The sequence below is a fragment of the Phormidesmis sp. 146-33 genome (assembly GCF_052939515.1).
The window spans coordinates 1-20512 of the sequence record NZ_JBJPHU010000037.1; the positions used below are offsets into that span (position 1 = coordinate 1).

General features: G+C 46.0%; 14 protein-coding genes. 8 read left to right on the forward strand and 6 right to left on the reverse strand.

Annotated elements, in window-relative coordinates:
* Together ACJ2PR_RS16255 and ACJ2PR_RS16260 are read right to left on the reverse strand one after the other, a co-directional pair.
* The coding region (locus ACJ2PR_RS16255; protein ID WP_446877771.1) for a hybrid sensor histidine kinase/response regulator at positions 1–3028 on the reverse strand (3028 nt) is incomplete at its 3' end.
* Positions 3029–3274: 246 nt separating this feature from the next.
* Positions 3275–6178 carry a methyl-accepting chemotaxis protein gene (locus tag ACJ2PR_RS16260; RefSeq protein WP_446877772.1) on the reverse strand — a complete coding sequence of 968 codons (2904 nt, stop codon included), beginning with the start codon at positions 6176–6178 and terminating at the stop codon, positions 3275–3277.
* A gap of 2291 nt (positions 6179–8469) precedes the next feature.
* Here ACJ2PR_RS16260 and ACJ2PR_RS16265 point away from each other — a divergent pair.
* From ACJ2PR_RS16265 to ACJ2PR_RS16295, 7 genes are all read left to right on the forward strand, one after another.
* Complete coding sequence (locus tag ACJ2PR_RS16265; RefSeq protein ID WP_446877773.1) at positions 8470–9996, forward strand: ABC transporter substrate-binding protein; 1527 nt, start codon at positions 8470–8472, stop codon at positions 9994–9996.
* Between the two features lie 81 nt (positions 9997–10077).
* Positions 10078–10956, forward strand: coding sequence for an ABC transporter permease (locus tag ACJ2PR_RS16270; RefSeq protein ID WP_446877774.1), 879 nt, complete (start codon positions 10078–10080; stop codon positions 10954–10956).
* Positions 10957–11154: 198 nt separating this feature from the next.
* A complete protein-coding gene (locus tag ACJ2PR_RS16275) occupies positions 11155–11973 on the forward strand; it encodes an ABC transporter ATP-binding protein (RefSeq protein ID WP_446859949.1) in 819 nt (272 codons plus the stop codon).
* A gap of 78 nt (positions 11974–12051) precedes the next feature.
* Positions 12052–13764, forward strand: coding sequence for a fumarate reductase/succinate dehydrogenase flavoprotein subunit (locus ACJ2PR_RS16280; protein ID WP_446877775.1), 1713 nt, complete (start codon positions 12052–12054; stop codon positions 13762–13764).
* Positions 13765–13829: 65 nt separating this feature from the next.
* Positions 13830–14057 carry a 4Fe-4S dicluster domain-containing protein gene (locus ACJ2PR_RS16285; RefSeq protein WP_446859947.1) on the forward strand — a complete coding sequence of 76 codons (228 nt, stop codon included), beginning with the start codon at positions 13830–13832 and terminating at the stop codon, positions 14055–14057.
* A 16-nt stretch (positions 14058–14073) separates the two neighbouring features.
* Positions 14074–15036, forward strand: coding sequence for a HEAT repeat domain-containing protein (locus tag ACJ2PR_RS16290; protein WP_446859946.1), 963 nt, complete (start codon positions 14074–14076; stop codon positions 15034–15036).
* Positions 15029–16105, forward strand: a complete 1077-nt coding sequence (locus ACJ2PR_RS16295) for an Mrp/NBP35 family ATP-binding protein (protein WP_446877776.1) — start codon at positions 15029–15031, stop codon at positions 16103–16105. Before ACJ2PR_RS16290 ends, ACJ2PR_RS16295 begins: the two co-directional genes overlap by 8 nt.
* Positions 16106–16199: 94 nt before the next feature.
* On the opposite strand, the gene ACJ2PR_RS16300 is transcribed toward ACJ2PR_RS16295, so the two are convergent.
* From ACJ2PR_RS16300 to ACJ2PR_RS16310, 3 genes are all read right to left on the reverse strand, one after another.
* Entirely contained in the window at positions 16200–16775 is a 576-nt protein-coding gene (locus ACJ2PR_RS16300) for a chemotaxis protein CheW (RefSeq protein ID WP_446877777.1), read from the reverse strand.
* 10 nt (positions 16776–16785) lie between these two features.
* Positions 16786–17157: a response regulator transcription factor gene (locus ACJ2PR_RS16305; protein ID WP_446859943.1), complete on the reverse strand. Its 372-nt coding sequence runs from the start codon at positions 17155–17157 to the stop codon at positions 16786–16788.
* A gap of 74 nt (positions 17158–17231) precedes the next feature.
* Complete coding sequence (locus ACJ2PR_RS16310) at positions 17232–18434, reverse strand: response regulator (protein WP_446877778.1); 1203 nt, start codon at positions 18432–18434, stop codon at positions 17232–17234.
* A gap of 1212 nt (positions 18435–19646) precedes the next feature.
* Here ACJ2PR_RS16310 and ACJ2PR_RS16315 point away from each other — a divergent pair.
* The gene (locus tag ACJ2PR_RS16315) at positions 19647–19844 is read left to right on the forward strand and encodes a hypothetical protein (RefSeq protein ID WP_446859941.1); all 198 of its coding nucleotides are present in this window, start codon (positions 19647–19649) and stop codon (positions 19842–19844) included.
* Positions 19845–19996: 152 nt separating this feature from the next.
* Here ACJ2PR_RS16315 and ACJ2PR_RS16320 read toward each other — a convergent pair whose 3' ends face one another.
* Positions 19997–20284 carry a Mo-dependent nitrogenase C-terminal domain-containing protein gene (locus tag ACJ2PR_RS16320; protein ID WP_446877779.1) on the reverse strand — a complete coding sequence of 96 codons (288 nt, stop codon included), beginning with the start codon at positions 20282–20284 and terminating at the stop codon, positions 19997–19999.
* Positions 20285–20512 lie beyond the last annotated feature (228 nt).

The window sequence follows — 20512 nt, forward strand, 5'->3', positions numbered from 1 at the left end:
GACGGCGGTAGTTAAGAAACTCAAACCCATTCATATTAGGCATTTCAATATCACAGATCACAAGTTCTATAGGTGAATTTTGACGCAACTGATCGATCGCTTCCCAACCATCCTGTGCTTGTAAAACTCGAAACCCTGCTCTTTCTAGAGTTAGGGCTAGAGGTCGCCGTAAGGACGCAGCATCATCGACCACAAGAACTGTAGGAGTTTGAGTTGTTTTGATAAAGGTTGAGCGTTCGCTAACTGACAATGTTTGACTGTTAGAAACAGCAAGTAGTTCGGATTCATTTGTGGGTGCGATCCTACTTCTGCTTTGTGCTTGGTTTAGACTCAATAGAGCCGCGCCATCAATGACTGGGACTAAGCTACCATCTGCCAAAACAGTACAGCCGTAAACGTATGTAGGAGGTGCGAGTATAGCACTGAAAGGCTTAATGACTAACTCTTGCTCAGTGACCAAACTATCAACCTCCAAAGCAAAAATCTGCTGCTCTTGACGCAAAATTAGCACTGGCAGTGCCCAGGTCTCAGGAGAAGGCACAACGACTAACGTTTTGCTGAGAGGAGCATCTGGCAGTGGACAACGATAGTCTAAAAGGTTAGCAAGCCGATCGATTGGGATAATCTTCTCTTGCCAGTATAGAAAGCGCTGTGTGCCTGATTGTCGAACTTCTTCAATTTTTGGAGTGACAATTTCCTCAATGCTGTCGATCGGCAAAGCTAGTGCAGTCGTGCCAGTCAAGCAAACAGCTAAATTCGCAATGGTCAGGGTTAGTGGTAACTGTAAAGTAAAGGTCGTTCCCCGCTCGGTAGTAGAAGCTACTGTGACAGTCCCTTTGATTGAGCGCAACTGCGATCGCACCACATCTAGCCCCACTCCTCGCCCAGAAAGTCTGCTAACCTGCTGGGCAGTTGAAAATCCTGGTGCAAAAATTAATTCGCAAAGCTGATTAGGGGATGTGATAGCAAGTTGTTCAGAAGAGAGCCATCCCAGATCAATTGCTCGCTTCTGAATCCGATCGAGATCTAGCCCTTGCCCATCATCTTTGACTTCAATAATCGTTTGATTTCCTTTGTGATACGCCCGAATTACAATCTGCCCCTGTTCTGGTTTGTCACGTTGTTGCCTGACTTCCAAGGGTTCAATACCATGATCGAAAGCGTTATGGAGTAAATGCAGCAATGGGTCGTAGAGTTTTTCCAGGATTGATTTTTCAACCAAGATCTCAGCGCCGATCAGCGTCAAGCTAACAGGCTTGTGGTGAGTCGTCGATAGGTCTCGCAGGACTCGATGAAACCGATTCAAAACTTCATGTAGCGGCATCATTCGTGCCTGCATGATCTCGTCTCTCAGATGAGTCACCATCCGACGTTGCTGAATCAGCATTTGATGCGGTTGTTTGCTGAATAACGCAATGTCCTCAACCGTTTCTTCCATTTGCATCATGCTCTCAAGGATCTCTTGAACCTGAGACTGTAAAGCTCCATAGTTATCCATTTCGAGCGGGTCAAATTCAGTCGATGCAAAACTAGGAAAAACGAGATGATGGACATTAGCAGACGTTTTATCAGGTTCTCCTCCCCGTTCTGAGACTGGCTTATTACCTGGGTGTTGCCGCTCCGGTGCAATTAGCATTTGATCAGATAGCTTCCCAATGCGATGCACCATCTTTTGAAATTGTGCGAAACGATCGAGTAGCTCTCGTAGTGAGCCTTGTAGCTGATCATTTTGAAGGGAAAGACCATCGCGATTAATGGCTAGTTCGCCGACTAAATTATTGATTCGTTCCAGTCGCTCTGCATCAACTCGAACAGTCAAACTAGGAGGAGAGGGTGCTTCAAGTTGCTGATTGTAGATAGTCTGACTCGCTTGATTGAGTGGAGATAGCTCAAAAGATTGACTAACCTGGAGCAGTCCATCAGTCTGGTGGTCGAGTCGCGCTAGTTGTCCCGTCTGAGCGTGTTGATTGAGATCGGCAGGGTTAGTTGCTAGATCTGTTGGAAATGTGGGTGCGGTGTTGTTTTGCAGCAAAGGCTCAACGATTGTTGGCTCGATTATTGGTTCGATCGACGGTGTAGATGATTCTATTTCTAGTATCTCTGTAGCGTCAAACTTAACATTCGCGCCACCAAAAGTACTTTGTAACAGAGAAAGCGAGATTTCGAGATCTGCGATCGTTTCTTCTGTCTCAGAAGTAGGCTGTATTTCGTGAGGAGTCGTTGAATTTAAGACGCTTGCATCAATGCCTGCCAAGGCTGCTAACGTAGCAGAAGGGCCAAATTCTTGAGAGCGATCGCCTGTTAGCACCGCCTGTTTATTACATTCAAAATCAGCGAGTGCTAGTTGGGTAATTTCTAAAGCGCGATCGGGATGAGCATTCAGGGCCTGCTGTACTGTTTTAGCGATTGCCCCAAACCCTGGCAAGTTCAAAAATTCAGCAAACCCTTCAAAGACTTCAACCTGTGCCCTGACTTCTCCAGCAACCTCATACTCTTGAGGATGAGAGATCACCCTCGCCAAACGCTCTAAGCCTTGAGCAACATCTACTTCAAAAATGGCGGAAATCATATCGACTCCCAGATCAGTTGAGCTAGGAAGGTAGCTATCTGCCTGGAGCAGGGTATCGCCGCATCGTTCCTCAAGTTGGCTAAAAATGGAATCTGCGATCGCTAAAGCGGCTTCTGGGTCGAAAGTTCCCGTAGTGATTTGCTCCATCAGAGGCAATCGAAGACAATCATAAGATTGCAGCAATTGGCTTTCTAGGTCAGCATCAATCTCCAAGGCCTCACTGTAGAGCGCCTTAAAAACATTTTCAAGTCGGTGAGCCAGGGTCGCGATCGCATCCAAGCCCACACTCGCAGCGCCTCCTTTCAGGGAATGAGCAGCCCGCATCAAGTTATGAACTTTGGCAGTACTGCGTTCTTGTCTCAACGTCAGTAACCCTACTTCGAGAATCTGTAGTAACTCAGGAGCCTCTTCGACGAAAAACTGGTAAGCTTGGTCACGAATATCAGGGTCAAGTGCCATATAGCTATCCTATTTGATTTGTGAGAATTCAGTAGTTAGTGACTAGCCGCAATCAATGGCTAAGAACTAATCACTAACAACTCGCAATTTGAAGATGCTTACAACTGATTTAGGATGGCTATAGTAGCCCAGTAATTCAGTGGTTAGTGATCAGTGATCAGGCTTGTTGCTAGATTATCATTGCTTTAGCCTGACAAGCGGTAGGAAGTAGGAAGTAGAAAGTAGGAAGTAGAAAGTAGGAGAACATTAGCTCACTTTGAATTTACCTACACTTTCTTGAAGCGTTTGAGCCACTTTTCGGAGTTGTGCAAAAGAGAAAGAAACTTGATTGGCTTCATTGGAGGTCTTATTTGCGATCGCTGCCACATCTTGAATAGTTTCAGCAACCGTCTCAGAGGTTTTGGACTGTACCACAGTTGCTTGAGCGATCGCTTCAACTAAGTGACCAATTTGAGTACTCACCGCTGTAATTTTATTCAGGCTTTGTCGAGTTTCATCTACAAGCTTTGTTCCCATCACCACCTGCTCAGTTCCTGATTCCATCGCGGCAACCACCTCTCTTGTCTCTGTTTGAATGTTGACAACTAGCTTTTTAATGTCTCCCGTCGCATCCGCCGATTGTCGCGCTAGTGCCCGTACCTCTTCGGCAACGACTGCAAAGCTTCTCCCGTCTTCTCCCGCGCGCGAGGCTGCGATCGAAGCATTCAACGCCAGCATATTGGTTTGAGCCGCGAAAGCGCTAATCAGGTCTACAACCGTAGAAATTTTCTGAGAAGACTCCCCTAGATATTTCACTTTTTTGGCCGTCTCAGCAACCGTTACCCGAATCGCTTGAATTCCATCAACGGTTCGGTTCATCGCTTCATCTCCTTCCTTAACCGTCTCGGCTGCCAGTCGCACTGCCACTTCAGCTTGTTCTGCGTTGGCTGCAACCTCTCGAACTGCAATCGCCATTTCTTTCACCAGATCCAGAGCAACACCAATTTCCTCTGCTTGGCGAAGCGCTTCCCCTGAGAGCAATTGCACTGACGTTTCACTCGTACTGGTTGTTTCTACCACTTGGTCGGTGGATTCCTGCACTTGCAGCACGATTTTCCGCAAGCTATCTACGGTGGCATTATAAGAGTCAGCGATCGTGCCGATTTCGTCCACGGTTACTTTTGCGCGAGTCGTCAGATCCCCTTTACTAATCGGATCGACTTCTAGAAGTAGCTCTAAAGCACGCTTTTGTAGTCCTTCTTTAAGTTGACGTTGCTCCTCTGCGAGGCGAGTGGTTTGTTCCAGTAGTTCAACCCGGTAAATGGTTAGTCCAAGCTCATAACCGAGCCGCTTGAGAAAGTTGATCTCAAACTCTTGCCAATCGTGAGTTGCCGAGCAGGAATGAGCTATCAGCAAGCCAAAAGGTTGGTTGGCGCTCGCGATCGGAACGATAAGACTAGCTTTGACTTCTAGACCCTCCAGCAACTTTAAATGCTCTGGATGGAAGTTTGCCTGAGTTACGTCACTCACCGCAACAATCCGCCCCTCTTGATAAGCTTCGCGTAGCGCTTCTGGTATGCAGGAATCACTAATGTTTCCATCCAGAGCACTAGACCAGCCTGCCTCAACTGATTCAGAAATTACTCCGCTGGAACCAGTATCAAAGCGATAAATAACGATGCGATCGAGCTTGAGAAGCCGACGAGAATCTTCGACTGCCTGATCAAAGATCAATTGAAGATCCTTTTCCCGTACCACACCTGATCCTTTTGCTGCGGTCAGTTGACGTTCTTGGCTAGCTTCAAAGGTTTGTGCCTCTGATGAAAGTTGTAGCTGATTAGCCATGTAATTAATGTTGTCTCCTAGCGAGGCAACTTCGTCTTCACCTCGAATGCGTAAACGAGTTTTCAAATCACCTTGACCAATTTTCTCGACTGCTGCCGCCGCCGCAAGGATTGGACGGGTCGCTCGGTTTGCAATGAGTGTGGCCAATATCGCGACGAGCAAGGCCGTAATTCCAGTTCCAATGGTCAAAGTAGAAAGTAGCTGTTGCTGCGGTGCAAACGCGACTGCGGTATCCATCGAGATGATTGCTCGCCAATTAAGGTCTGGCAGTCCTTGCACTGTAACAGGAGGGCTATAAGCGAGCAGTTGCTCAGTCTTTGTTCTTGTGTTGGTAGACAGGGCAACATCCGCTTGCTCCGCTGCTTTTAAGTCTTTAAAGTCAGGATAAATATCGCCGGGCAACACTGGGCTGTACACTTCTTTGAAGTCTGTAGCTTGTACTCCTGAAGAAGGGACTGCTCTCACCCTAGTTCCTTCGGTTGTTCCTGTTGGGCCAATGAAAATCTCTTCAGAGGCATCAAGGAGATAGTATTGAATTCCTTGAGTGCCAAAGTTGCGAATCACATCTTCTAAGAACTCTACAGGCATCCGGCCGCGGACGACTGCGATCGGTTGACCCGTTACTTTGTCTTTGACCGTGGAGGCGATTTCAACGCTGAAGATGCCTGAGCTTTTTGAAACAACTGGCTGGCTTAAGATTGCGCCGTTGGTCTTGAGTGCAGCCTGAAAATAGTCCTGGTTAAGTTGGTTATCCAGGGGTGAACCTGGGGTTTGAGCAATCACATTCCCGTCGAGAGCAAAAATAGCAATGCTGTCATAGTTTCTGTAACTCTCAAGAAGCTGAGTGAGAACTTCTGCCTTGTCTTGTGCACTCATCTTTGAGCGTAATTCGGGATCTGTAAAAGCATCCAGGTTTGCGATCCCCTTAATATCTTCAAGTCGATCGCGCATGAATAAACTTGCTTTATTCTGCAAGTCTGCGGCTTTTGACTTCCCAAATTCCTCAGTTTGAGTCGTAATCGATTGATTGGCGAAGTAGTAGGCGACTCCTCCAATGATCAATACTGGCGTTGTGCCAATAACGATCGCGAGAGCAGTTGCTTTTACCCTAACGCTGAGTCGCTGCCACCAACCAACGAGTCCCGCCTGTGGAGGTATTTGTAAACTGTCTCTGCTTAGATCCGCTATCGTCGATCGAGATGATTGAAGGGCTGCATGGACAGGATCAAGCTGAATTGCTATTGCATCCATATCGTGAATGCTGTCTACCGCAGTTTGATTCTGAGTTGTGTTCCGGGGAGTGGTCTTAGCGGGTGTTTTAGCCATGTTACAAACCTTTTCAACAGTAGGGAATTGGCGGTCAGTCGCTCCAAGAAGGAGACACCAGAAGAGCAGAAATTAACGCTTATCGAACGAATGGTCAAACTATAGCTATGCCATTTGAGTGGTAAAAATTCTGTGGTTAGTCCTTAGTGGTTAGCCGTCAATTAACGGTCAAGAACTAGGAACGTGCTATTTCAAGATTCTTACAACTGATTGAGGACTGCTATAGCGGATGCACCCATGCTGTAAAAGAGGAAACCGTTGCTTGATGGCTAACAGCATAGAAAATTGCACCTCAAAACAAATCGAGCTTCCGTCAATACTCTAGAAACGAATTTCATGTCTTGAGTAGTGGCGTTTTAACCAAATTTCAGGCCGTAAGCTGAAACCCACCCTGGAAAGACATTGCAGCTTACAAGAAGCACCCCTATAAAATCGAAAGTCTAGTCAAGTAGGCAGTGGGAGAAAACTTAAGTATGTAAATAAAATTAAAGAGCCGCTTATAATACAGACAAATCCGACCAATAAGATTTGATGGCTGTTTCATTCCGTTACACAACCGAGCTATTGACCACCACTTGGCGACTTGCGGATGAATGATGTACTCGTGTAGAAGTATGGCAATACCATGTCCCTACCAAAATCCATTTTTAGTGGGTACTTCATTTCCGCGCTAGTCCCTTACTATGGCAAACCTATCTACTCGTTACGAGAGTAAATGTAAGTACGACAAGGTAAGGGAGTGGCATAACGTGAGCGCAACAGCGATGCACCGACGAATTCAGCGACTCTCAGAATTAATCACTTTTAGCGACTCTCGGAATAATGGCTTGTTGAGATGAGCCTGTGAGTCAACCTGTGAGTCAACAATTGTGAATCAACAACATAGATGACTAAGCTCTGCTTACAATACTAGAATTCCGACGAGCTATGGAGAACCGTATCTAGTTAGTGTGTTTGTTCTTTGCCACCGCTTGAAGAGTCATCAGGCTTTTTTTGAAACCTTTACTTTTGAAACCTTTACTTGGTGAAGCCCCTGGAATCGTATTTTCTGACAAGTGGCAAAAGAAGTCGTGACACTACTGTATTCGTAACACTACTGTATTCGTGACACTACTGTATCTGCAACCCCGTTCCGTGAAACATCTAAAACATTTAGGTTCCAGTAAATTTAAGCGACTAAGTTCTAGCAACTGAGTTTCAGCGACGTTATCCGGATAGATGCATTTTATTCAAGCTGACACTCAATTAAGGATCTAAGTCGCAAGCACATGATCTTTTGCCTCATCCATTCTTGTCAACAGGTATTGCCAAAGTCAAGCAAAACTTAATGTTAGGTTTATAAGTGACAGTAAAATAAATTACATTGAGTGTCGTTAATCTAAGTAAAAAGAGAGCAAAATTCAGAGTTTAGAAATTAAATGATACAAGTGTTTAATGCGACCTCTGTGTAATCATTGTTTTACTATCGTAGAAAGTTATATTCCTGGTCGATCGCATCGTTTAATTTTCAGCAAGCATTCTTTCTAACCAAACCAAAACTTGTTTCCCTAGAAAGTACAGCCAAAACCATAGAATAGAAGACGAGCGATGTCTCGATCGCTCCCTTACTCGTAGCTTTCAAATTTTTCTAGTCGGATTAATACTTAGACAGATACTGTCTTTTAGGATCAATCCTCAGTGTCATGTTTAATAATGTGATGGTGTTAATCAAGTATTAGAACTAACAAAGTATCGAATTTAGTAATTGCTTTTACGATAACCGAGGCTGTATCGTTTTTTACAGAGCGGTTAATTAAAAAGCCTGTTTAATGGAGGTTCAAGTTCACTCAAATTCAAATAAACTAATTAAGTTGTGCAAACTGCCTGAATTGATGTGACCGATACAGACTTAAATTTTTCTCTATGCATGTTCACGTTAAGAAATTGTCATGACTGCATACTAAACACAAAATTTTTATGGTGCTTACTATTTATGCTAAAGGCTGTGCTAACCTGTCACATGAATGTTGCCTAAGAATTCTAAAATTAGAGTTCTAAAGAAATTTACAGAAACGATTAGATCAAGTTGTTCTCGCAAAGGAGTCTAGGCGAAGTGATGACGAGTAATTGTGTTGCGGTACGCTCAAGTGCTCACCCCTGTCCGCAGTTTGAAGATTCTAACTTTGTTGGTCTAAAGTTACTAGCGCAAAGTGATTTTTATAAGTTCTAACCCGATCGGTTACGGTTGCCCTCACCTTCTCCTCGTCAAACTGATAGTCCATTTCAACTAAAGATCTATTTCTACCATGCGTATGTCCCCGATTTTTTTGCCAGAAAAGCTTGCGTTTTGTCTATTAACTGTTTCTTTGGTTTTTACAAGCGCCTGCTCTAGTCAGACTTCTACTAGTAACTCAAACACTGGTGCACCTGCTGTAAGCAACGCCTCAAGCAAAAATTCTGCAAAAGTGATTCGCATTGCGATCGGCACCCAAGACCCAACCATCAACATGGTTACGGGCGGATCGATCATTCGTGAAGAGAAGCTTTTGGAGAAGCATTTACCGAGAACGGGCAAGTATGAAAATGTAGAGTACAAAATTGAGTGGTCAAGCCATACATCAGGGCCACCCGTAACCAACAAAATGCTGGCAAATCAGCTCGATATTGGGATGATGGGTGATTTTCCATCGACACTCAACATGACAACGTTTCAGCAGAAAGGAAACGGAGTCAAGTCCATATATGTCGCAAGCCTTGCCTATGGTGTGACTGGCGCGGGTAATGCTGTCATGGTTCCTAAAGACAGCCCCATTCAAACGTTGGAAGATTTGAGAGGCAAAGACGTTTCTGTTCCTTTTGGGTCTGCTGCTCACGGCATGTTGCTCAAAGCTTTGAAAGATGTGGGAATTGATCCCCAAAAAGATCTACGCCTCGTGAGCCAAACGCCAGAGGTGGGAGGAAGCAGTTTAAGAACCAGTCAGATTGCTGCCCACGCCAACTTTGTTCCCTTTGGTGAACTGTTTCCTTATCGAGGTTTTGCCAGAAAGATTTTTGACGGAGCACAAACAGGAATTCCAACCTTTCATGGAGTCCTGGTTCGTTCAGACTTTGTAAAAGAAAACCCAGAAATCGTTGTGGGCTATCTCAAAGCGCTACTCGAAGCAAACAAAATGTTTCGTGAGAAACCAGAGGAATTAGCCACCAAGGTCGAGAAATGGTCAGGGATTGAGCGAGAAGTGGTTTACATGTTTCTAGGGCCCTCTGGGGTTCAGCAGATTAATCCAACGATCCGCCAAGTTAACTTTGATGCCCTCAAGAATAGCGTGATGACCCTGAAACAATTGGGTCGGTTGGATGCCACCGTCAACCCAGACGACGTGCCCAAGTGGGCAGATGATAGCTACTTGCGGCAAGCGATGAAAGAGATGGGGCTGAATTACGATGAAGTCGCGAATAGTAGCTCTGTGATTACAGGTGAGGATGCTCAAACCAAAGAGCTAATCAAAGATCCCAAGTTGGCGGCTCAGATTTGGATCAAAGGTGAAAACAAGGTGATGAGCTTTGCTTCTATTAAAAATATGATGGCAATGCTGCAAAAACAGAAGGTGGATAAGCGGACGATCGGGGCGACCTTCGTTCACGATCGCAACACTGGTGAGAAACTACTGGCGGATAATTCCTTCTATGTCCGTAATGGCGAGGAGGTTTCCGCATTTCTGACTGAAAAAGATGCTCAAGTCTTTGCAAGTAAGACGGGCGCTAAGGTTGCTGACTTTAAAGCGTTGCAGCAAGCCTATTCTCAGACTGCTCAGTTAGGCATCCTGGTCAGTGCTAAATAAGCCTGGCTGTGAGCCGATTCAGGATTGAGGGTTACCTCCAGCAAGCTGCTTTTCGGGGTTTCTATCATTAAGAGGTGTACGATGCCTGTCCCGTCTTCTGAGCCTTTATTCACTAAGACAAGCTTATCTGCTGTTAAAACTCAGCGTTTTGCCGTACGCCGGAACGGACGATCGTCTGCCTATTCACCAGTCAATGCCAAGCTGCTGAGGCGACTGCTTTCTCTAATTCTATTTTTCGGAATTTGGCAACTTCTCTGTGCTCTCAGGTTCAAATTTTTCATCAACTTCGAGTTTTTGCCTTCTCCTGTGGAGGTTCTGGAATCGACGCTAAAGTTCTTTTCGGGCGATCCGATGGTGCATATCCAGGCAAGTGTTGTTCGCGTGTTGGCTGGGTTCACGATCGCCGCCGCTCTAGGAATTAGCCTGGGTATTTTGATTGGTTGGTTTCAGAATGTTGAAGACCTAATCTTCTTACCCTTGGAGTTGTTGAGACCGATCCCAGCGGTTGCTTGGATTCCCCTGGCGATCCTGATGTTTCCTAACTCAGAAGCGGGAATGATTTACATCACCTTTATTGGTGCATTCTTCCCGATTTTGATCAGCACGATTCGTGGCGTTGAAAATACGGATTTGTTGTTGCTGAGGGTGGGGCAATGTTTGGGCGCAAAGCAGTGGCACCTGTTTAAGGATATTGTGGTGCCAGGGGCAATGCCAAGTATCTCCAGCGGACTCGTGATCGGCATGGGTAGCTGTTGGTTTTGCCTGGTTACGGCTGAGATTTTAGCAGGTCGATATGGCGTGGGCTATTTCACCTGGGAGTCTTATGTCACCTCAAACTATCCGCCGATCGTCATGGGAATGCTTCTGATCGGTTTAATGGGTGCGCTGAGTGCTTATTTAGTCGATCAACTGACTCGACTACTGATGCCTTGGCGGGTCACAAAGAAGCAAAATACATAGCTGTATGCATGCTGTACACAGATAGCAGTTCTAAATCAGTTGTGAGAGCCTTGAAATCGCGGGTTTTGAGTGATTCGTTCTTAGCCATTAGTTGACCGTTTACCACTAAGGACTAATCACCGAACTCTCACCACTCAAATAGGATAGCTGCCGTACGCTTCCGTTTTGGTATCATTTGCACTCAGGGAATCGGTGATCATGGCAACACTGGCGGAGAAGCACTTTGTTCGATCGGCGAGGGGATCTGTTGAGATTGAAGATTTGTCGGTTTGTTTCAAGCGCAAGGGCCAGTCTACTCATGTGCTTGATTCCATCAATTTCAGCATCAATCCGGGTGAATTTGTTTGTTTATTAGGCCCATCGGGCTGTGGCAAGTCAACAATTCTGAACGTGATTGCTGGGTTTATTCAGCCCACCGAGGGCAGCGTAATCGTGGATCAACAGCGCGTTGAGTCTCCGAGTTCCGATCGAGGCTTTGTCTTTCAACAGTACTCTTTACTTCCGTGGAAAACGACGTTTCAAAATGTGGAATTTGGTCTCAAAATCCAGGGAGTGCCGAAGTCAAAGCGGAAAGCGTTGGTGGACGAGTTTCTGAATCGAGTCGGGCTTTATAAACATCGCAATTCTTACCCCTACCAACTTTCGGGAGGAATGCAGCAGCGTGCGAGTATTATCAGAGCGTTGGTCAACTCTCCCTCGGTGCTGTTGATGGATGAGCCATTTGCGGCACTGGATGCACAGACCCGGCAAATGATGCAGGAGCTATTACTAAATATTTGGAGCGATCTCAAGCCAACCGTTGTGTTTGTGACGCACGATATTGAGGAAGCTTTATTTTTAAGCGATCGAATCCTGGTCATGGGCGTGAATCCGGGCAGAATCAAAGCTGAGATTACTGTGTCTCTAGAGCGTCCTCGTCACATTGACAGTATCGTATCCCCAGAGTTTATTAATCTGAACCGTCAAGTATTTGAGCTAATTCGAGAAGAAACGCTCAAGAGTATGGAACTGGATTAGCTAGAATTAGAGATTCTGCAACGTTTTGATCGCGGTTTTGATCACTGATAGTTTGATCACTGATAAAAGGAGATCTGAGTGGATACTCAAGTCAATACACAATGGGTGCAAACCGACGTTCTTGTGATCGGAGGCGGCACTGCCGGAACAATGGCAGGAATTAAGGCCAAACAGGCAAACCCAGAAGGAAACGTTCTAATTTTGGAGAAAGCCAACATTCGTCGCAGTGGCGCGATCGCAATGGGCATGGATGGCGTAAATACGGCTGTGATTCCGGGCAATTCGACTCCTGAGCAGTACGTTCGGGAGGTGACGATCGCCAATGATGGCATCGTGAATCAGAAAGCGGTTTATCAGACAGGCAAGCTTGGGTTTGAGGTGATTCAAGAGCTTGAAAGCTGGGGCGTGAAGTTTCAGAAAGACACCCAGGGGAACTATGACCTAAAGCAAGTGCATCGGGTGGGTAAATACGTGCTGCCGATGCCAGAAGGGAAAGACCTCAAGACGATTTTGGCGCGTCAGGTCAAACGGCACAAAGTCAACGTTACGAATCGAGTCATGGCAACTCGTGTTTTGGTGCAAGACGGACGAGCGATCGGGGCAGTCGGCTTTGATGTGCGAAGTGGCGACTTTGTTGTGATTCAAGCGAAGGCCGTGATTCTTTGCACAGGTGCTTGTGGGCGACTTGGCTTACCCGCTTCTGGATACCTGTATGGGACTTACGAAAACCCAACCAATGCGGGAGATGGCTACTCAATGGCCTACCACGCTGGCGCTGAACTAAGTAACATTGAGTGTTTTCAAATTAATCCCCTGATGAAGGATTACAACGGGCCAGCTTGTGCCTATGTTGCCAGTCCGTTTGGAGCCTATACCGCCAACGCAGAAGGCCATCGCTTTATTAGCTGCGACTACTGGAGCGGTCAAATGATGTTGGAAGTCTGGAAAGAGCTAAACTCTGGTAAAGGGCCCGTTCAACTCAAGATGACCCATCTAGACGAAACCACTATCTCTGAGATTGAGTCTATCCTCTGGTCAAACGAGCGTCCGAGCCGAGGCCGCTTTCACGAAGGGCGGGGCGAAAATTACCGAACTCACGGCGTTGAGATGAACATTTCAGAAATTGGATTGTGTAGTGGTCACAGTGCATCTGGAGTGTGGGTTAACGAAAAGGCAGAAACCACTGTACCCGGACTGTATGCGGCTGGCGATATGGCAAGTGTGCCGCACAATTACATGATTGGTGCGTTTGTGTTTGGACGGTTGGCGGGTCAAAATGCGATGGAATATAGCCAGAATTTAGATCAAGTTCAGCCTGATTCCGAGTTTCTAGAAGCTGAAAAAGCCAGAATCTATGCCCCGCTCGATCGCCCCAACGGAGTCCCCCATACTCAGGTCGAATACAAACTGCGCCGCTTGGTGAATGATTACTTACAACCGCCCAAGTCAGCTAACAAAATGGAGCTTGGCTTAAGTAACTTTGTGCGCTATCACGATACCCTGGATCTGATGGGGGCGCGTGATCCCCACGAGTTGATGCGCTGTATGGAAGTTCACTTTATTCGCGACTGTGCAGAGATGGCCGCCCGTTCCTCTTTATATCGTCGAGAGAGCCGTTGGGGACTGTATCACTATCGGCTGGACTATCCAGAGAAAAACAACGAGGAGTGGTTCTGCCACGTCAATCTCAAAAAAGCCGAAGGTGAAATGACGCTGTTTAAGCGATCGATCGAACCCTACATTGTGGATGTAGACGTAGAGACCGAAGTGTACGATGTCGCAATTCGTTAAGCTAAACAGACAAGTTGCGACGGTTAATTAGTGATCAATTAGTGAATCAAAAGGATCAAAGAGTTATGGCTTTAGCAATGCAGCGTGTGGATGTTCCGGTGATTGTTGATGAATCCAAATGCTTAGAAAAATGCACTGCCTGCATTGAAGTCTGTCCCTTAGACGTGTTGGTAAAAAACCCCGAAACGGGCAAAGCCTACATGAAGTATGACGAATGCTGGTTCTGTTTGCCCTGCGAGAAAGAATGTCCGACAAACGCCATCACGGTAAAAATTCCATTCTTGTTGCGGTAGAGGAGTGCAAGCATTGATGAATTCTGAACTTGACCCGTGGTTAGAAATGCTGCGATCGCCAGAAGTCAGCGATCGGTTAGTGGCGGTCAAAACGCTTCAGCATTTGGGCGATGAAGAGGCCTTAGAGCCGCTGATTACTGCACTTCAGGATGAAAACTTTGGGGTGCAAAAGTTAGCCGTGACTGCTTTGTGGGAACTTGCAAATCCCAAAGCGGTTCCAGCCCTGGTAGAATGCCTTGTTTCTAGTGATGCAGAAATCCGCGAAGAAGCCTTATCAGCACTCGGTGAACTTATTTCAACGGATCACTTAATGCTGTTGCTAGATGCCTTGCACCGGGACAATGCAACCCTGCAATTGAGTCTTCTAATTCTGTTGAGAAAGATTCATGATGCTCAATCGTTGCCGTCTGTTCTGCCTTTCTTTGAATCTGAAAATGCTGAACTGCGAGAGGCCGCTGTTACGACGCTCCGATACCTCAACCAGGTAGCCCGCTGTCAACCTGCGATCGCTTTAATGTCTGATCCAATCAATGCAGTTCGCTGTGCTGCTGCACTCACATTAGGACACCTGGCAGATTCTGAAGTTGTTCCAACACTCTGTCAAGCCTTAACGTCTGACTCAGACTGGCAAGTGCGACGGAATGCTGCAAAATCACTAGCGCTTCATGCGGATGCAGCAGCGGTGCCTGCTTTAGAATCGGCATTGTCTGATGAACATTGGCAAGTCAGAAAATTCACGCTGCAAGCTTTGCAGAAAATACCCGACGATCGCACCTTGCCTGCTTTAATCAAAGCCCTAGCCGATGAGTCTTCCGATGTTCGTCGGGATGCCGCGATCGCGCTGGGCGTTTTGAACAATAAGGCTGCCTTAAATGCGCTCCAGCAAGCCTTGGATGACCCGGATAGAGATGTGTGTATCTATTCACAACGAGCTATCCAGAAAATCCAGGAATCGAGGCAAGAGGCTTCCAATGCCTAGTCATTCGTCACCTTTCCAACAGTCCAACGCATCCTCTGAGCCGAGCGACCCTGATCCCTTGACTGAAGATCGTCAACAAGAAGTTGTTCGATGTCTCAAGCAAGTTCTTGAACCCATTCTAAACACCGATGTCGTCAGCTTAGGAATGGTGCGAAATCTGAGAGTTGTAGACGACTACATCTATCTGCGCCTCTACATTGGAAAGCATCAGCATTCCTTAAAAGACCAGGTACAGTCGAGTTTATCTGCTTTACTGTGGTGTAAGAAAACATACATTCAACTCTGTACAATTCCTGGCGTAAGAACCACGCTGGCAATTTCTAGTGGAAAAGGTGGCGTAGGAAAATCAACTACTGCGGTTAACTTAGCGGCTGCTCTCAGCTTACAAGGTGCCAAGGTCGGCTTACTAGATGCGGATGTCTACGGCCCGAATGTGCCTCAGATGCTCGGCTTGGGACAGACAGACGTTGCGATCGTGGACACGCCAGAGGGTCAGAGATTTTTGCCATTAGAAGCTCACGGCATCAAAGTCATCTCAGTTGGCTTACTCGCTGAACCTGACCATCCGCTTGCTTGGCGAGGCCCTGTCCTTCATAAAATCGTGACTCAATTCATTCACGAAGTCGTCTGGGGAGACTTAGATTATTTGCTGATTGACCTGCCTCCCGGAACTGGAGATGCCCAGATTACGATCGTACAAGAAAGCCCAATTTGCGGCGTGATTCTCGTGACGACCCCTCAGCAAGTTGCCGTATCAGATGTGCGGCGAAGTATTCATCTGTTTCGACAAGTAGGAATACCAGTTCTTGGCATTGTCGAGAATATGAGCTATCTGATCTGTGAGCATTGCGGCAAGCCTACTCCCATCTTTGGTAGCGGCGGAGGGCAGCAGTTAGCAGCAGAACTCAATGCAACGTTGCTGGGTCAAGTTCCCATTGATTCGCAGATCTGCGCGGGGGGTGATCAGGGTCAACCGATTACGATCGCGTCCCCTGAGTCTCCGGTAAGCCAGGTGTTCATGCAGGTTGCTGCTGCTCTCAACGCAACATTTTGCCCTTCCAACTTGTAATTGTTAGATAGCAATCCTATCTGAGTGGTGGCTTACTAAACACCGAATCCTCACCACTCAAATGGGATAGCTATATTTCTGGCTCTAATTGCTACTACACCTGCTGTTTGGGCATTGCTCTCATAATCGCTTCTCCATTAAGAACGGCTAACATATCATCATTGGACTTCCACCAAAACCCGTGCAAAAATCGCTCAAACTCAGAATTGACAGTGGATTTTGGCAAAGACTGAATGACCCCTGGGGTACACCATTCACTGTCGTCTATTCGATCGACCACTAGCCCTAGAGTCTGCCCTTTAGGATGAGGAAAGGTTCCTTTACCCGTGTGAATCTGTAATACAACCACTTCATAGACTGAGGGATAAGTTGCTTGCTGATACCAGGGTGTGAGTCCGCACAGGTGCCCTAAGTCAACCATCCAGAGAATCTCGCCCCGCCAATTGTGAACCCCCATCACCCAAGCAGGCATATGAGGAATAGGAATAATCTGGGCGATCGGAATGCTCAACACCTCAGCGATCTGCTGAATAGGCAAAAGGGCTGTTGTCTCAGGCACAATATCAAGCCGCAAAAATTGTTCCTTACGTGCTGAGGAGTCCGTAAGTGTAGAATCCTGCATCAATGCAGAGGGTGACATCGAATCAAAAATAGATAAAGCGTCAGACATTGATTTGCTTTTAGACTGAACTTTTAATCATCTGTTTAACGGTACGTACAAACTCTTCTTGATCAATCGGCTTCGCCAAATAGGCATCTGCTCCTTGCTTCATCCCCCAAAATCTATCCATCTCTCCTCCTTTAGTAGAGCAGATAACAATGGGGATATTGCTGGTATCAGCTTTTGATTTGAGTTCACGACAGACTTCAAATCCACTGCACCCTGGTAATACAACATCAAGAACAACAACGTCAGGCCTTTGCCGATTAACGGCAGCGATCGCTTCTTCCCCACTTTGGGCAACCAAGACATTGATCCCACCCTGCTGTAAGCAATGGATGAAAATCTGCATATCCGTCAAAGAATCTTCAACAACTAGGACAGTACTCATAGTTTCACTCGTGCAAGCGATAAAGGACTGATCGATAAAACCCTAATGGAGTGGGTGAAGCTCGTTGTGCTCTATTACAAGTACTTGCGAACTATACTTAGCACTGCAAAGGTATCCAGTGGTTTACTGAGAAAGTCTGATGCTCCAGCAAAATTTGACTGAAGACGGTTAACAGCACTGCTGCTGCTAGTCAAAATTACAATAGGTGTATCGCAAAAACCGGAAGTCTTGCGTAATTGTTCACAAATTTCATATCCGTTGATTTGGGGCATTACCAAGTCCAAAAAGATTAAATCTGGTTTGCGAATTAATAAAACTCCGATCGCTCTAAGGGGATTATCTACCCCTACAAACTGATAGTTTGCGGATGTAAGCAGCTTTTCTAAAGTCTGGAGGACTAAAAAACTGTCATCAACACAAGCAATCAGCGGTTTTCGAGAGGTCACAGACAGCGATCGTAGACCAGACCTGCTTTTCGGTTCTGACTTAACTTGCCCAATCGCTGTGACAGGAGCCACTGACATCGGCAGTATCCCAGACTCTCCTTGTCGAAAAAATGGCCCTGGCAAGTCAGCAACCGTCATGAGTACCACCCATTCCAGTTGAAAACAAAGCAAGAGCGAAGAAGTAACCTCCACAACATTACGTTGCGTTTTTACAGCGAGATCACGCAATGTGTTCTGTCCATTTAAGAGGACAACCAGGGTTTGGTAAAACTGTTCTGAACTATTCTTGCGAAGTTGCTTGGGTTGCTTAAGGATAGGGGCCCAGTTGGGAGAATAGTCCACAAGTTTAGCGTCTTGCCAAGCTATCCAGAGTGCTTCAGCGTCCGCGATCGCGCTTTCTACCTCAGTCCAAGAACGTTGTTGAGACAATGCATCATCCTGTATAACTTGACCCACCACATCTACTGCTTGAGCGACATCAAACATCACTTCAGCAGTAGTACAGTCAATCATTTTTGCGGCTTGCTGCTCGGTGATTTTCTTTTGAGTTAGCCATAGCTGTACCAGCGCATACTCCCAACCAACTGGAAAAGTTAGCGCGTTAATACTAGCCAAATCAGAGTGCCACGCTAGTCTGTAATTAGGCACCTTGGGAAAGTAAGTGACTACGTTTCTATTCCACCGTCTTACTAAGTGATTCCCACCCGTTGCATAGATAATTGCCCCTTGAGATAAATAAAAAATCCATTGTTGTCCACTTGCATCCATCTGCACAAGTTGCCCACTGAACTGAGACAGGTGAAGATTTTTGAGAGTTTGAGTATTTTTCAAAGCGGTAAACCTCCATCGGATCGGGAAAACTCACTTTCGCAACTAACGTCAAGTAACATATTTCTCTACGTAAATAATTTGTTAGCAAGCTGTAGAAGACCTAGCAGTTCTGCTAAAACCTCTCTAGAAAGGCTACGGAATCAGTACAGATCCATTAAATATGGTCAAAATTTTATGTTGAGCGACACGCCTGAGATTTACAAGAACTGCAATGTTTAAGAGAATAAGTTCCTGATCTCTGAATAAGGTAGGAAGAATGATGGCTCTATTGCTTTGTCTTAATCGCACAAATCGCGCAGATCAAGTCAAGTAGACGTGAATTTGATGAGAGTTTTTTTGCTTCGTTGTTCACGGCTTCTGCCCCCCAAGCTGCCAATTTTGGGGGACTTTAAGAGAAGAATTGTGGCTCAAAGTCCCTCACTCGTGGGGGATTTGGGGGGCGTTTCTGGATCTAAAAGCGAAGAGTTCATCGACCTGACGTTAAGTAGGGTAGTTTTCCTTAAAAATTACACCCGCTTTTGGTCACACCCTGAGTCATTTTAATTTCAAAAACGAAAAATTTGTAAATAAAATATCTTGCAGTTCACATCCTGTAAAGTAAATACGGGAAATAAGCTTTGCGACAGCTTTATGTAGACTTATCTGCCTTATGAGATGAAGTAGACGTAATCTCTGTCAGATCATTAGAAGGCATCTTACTTATATTTTCTAGCGATGCACGGTCGGTCTAATTCACCACTGATGCAAAAATTGGGACAAGAGAAAATTATCAGAACCGCTCTTATCACACAGATTTACTTACCATATCACACTACTACGCAAATCTGAAATATACATTGTAGAAATGTAATATATAAGAGGTATCGCTTTGTTCAATAGTTCAGACTGTTTTCATTACTCTCTCATTGCATCTTTCTTCACATTTTTAAGTAATTGGGAAAATTGCGAAAAGCTTTCTCCTCTCTTGAGTTTGGTTGGTCAGTGCGATCGCCATACTCGATTGTCGATCGCTCTCACCTACTATCGACCTCGCTTCTAAACCAGAGGTTTGTGTCTGTGGGAGTAAGCGCGTGGAAAGTATTGCTGGTTGGCAGTTTCTATAGGGTTGAGGCAGCCTTAATTATTGATCGTTAGAGGTTTGAGCCATTAGAGCGATACATTAAACTTCCACAAGGACTTAGAGTGTCGTCAGAACGTTTAGAGGGCACACGAATGATGAGTAGCAATGATTCCTCACAATCTGATCAGGAGTGGTTCGATCGTGGGAAAGAGGATGCTTGGGCTGGCAAATCAAAACAGCCTCCAGAGCATGATCCTCAAGCTGCTAGTTTTTATGATCTAGGCTACAGCGAGGGAGAGATTGAACGACCATCGACTAGCAAACCAACTCCTAATGTAGAACAATCTTGAATCCAGGCGGTGGGTGTCATAGCAGCGATCAGGATGGACGATTAGATAAGAGGGTGCTGAAATAGTATCCAGGTGGGTAAGTGCTGATGATGACTAAGCACCTGTCGATGCAGATTGGTTCCTCAATTCTTTGGGTGAGCGATCGAGATGAATTAACAATATGCTGCAATATCCTCACCGCACACATCCGCCAAGTAGCAGAGCGCTCTGAACCGTAACCCAACCAGTTGCTCATAAAACGGATTCAATTTGCACATTGGGGGAATGTGAATTAGCAGCCGACCAAAGCAGTGAATATCGCGCTCAAACGGACATTGGGAAGGAATAAGGCGACAGAAAAAATGAGCTGTCTTAGCGCTGCGGATTTCGATTACGTCGAGTTTTTGAGCAATGGGTCGAAGAAGGGAAGCGATGAATGGTTTGGAGGTAAGGTGCAACATGATTCAGTCTCCTAATGCCTTGATATGAAGTGGTGTTGCTTCGTTGTCTAATGATTTATAGGATTGAGATTGGGAGCTTATGCAGTGATCTCCATCCGTGATGATTCATGCAACACGCTGGGGGGGCAGCAGTGCTATTTTTGTACTCGCGGTTCCTTCAGAGTTTCGCCGCACGTTAAACGCTTAACCCAAATTCAGAATCGTGAACGACGACGCTAACCTCTCTCA

Coding starts and splice junctions, on each gene's coding strand:
- ACJ2PR_RS16260 (WP_446877772.1), bottom strand. CDS start 6,178: ATGGCTAAAACACCCGCTAAGACCACTCCCCGGAACACAACTCAGAAT.
- ACJ2PR_RS16265 (WP_446877773.1), top strand. CDS start 8,470: ATGTCCCCGATTTTTTTGCCAGAAAAGCTTGCGTTTTGTCTATTAACT.
- ACJ2PR_RS16270 (WP_446877774.1), top strand. CDS start 10,078: ATGCCTGTCCCGTCTTCTGAGCCTTTATTCACTAAGACAAGCTTATCT.
- ACJ2PR_RS16275 (WP_446859949.1), top strand. CDS start 11,155: ATGGCAACACTGGCGGAGAAGCACTTTGTTCGATCGGCGAGGGGATCT.
- ACJ2PR_RS16285 (WP_446859947.1), top strand. CDS start 13,830: ATGGCTTTAGCAATGCAGCGTGTGGATGTTCCGGTGATTGTTGATGAA.
- ACJ2PR_RS16290 (WP_446859946.1), top strand. CDS start 14,074: ATGAATTCTGAACTTGACCCGTGGTTAGAAATGCTGCGATCGCCAGAA.
- ACJ2PR_RS16295 (WP_446877776.1), top strand. CDS start 15,029: ATGCCTAGTCATTCGTCACCTTTCCAACAGTCCAACGCATCCTCTGAG.
- ACJ2PR_RS16300 (WP_446877777.1), bottom strand. CDS start 16,775: ATGTCTGACGCTTTATCTATTTTTGATTCGATGTCACCCTCTGCATTG.
- ACJ2PR_RS16305 (WP_446859943.1), bottom strand. CDS start 17,157: ATGAGTACTGTCCTAGTTGTTGAAGATTCTTTGACGGATATGCAGATT.
- ACJ2PR_RS16315 (WP_446859941.1), top strand. CDS start 19,647: ATGATGAGTAGCAATGATTCCTCACAATCTGATCAGGAGTGGTTCGAT.
- ACJ2PR_RS16320 (WP_446877779.1), bottom strand. CDS start 20,284: ATGTTGCACCTTACCTCCAAACCATTCATCGCTTCCCTTCTTCGACCC.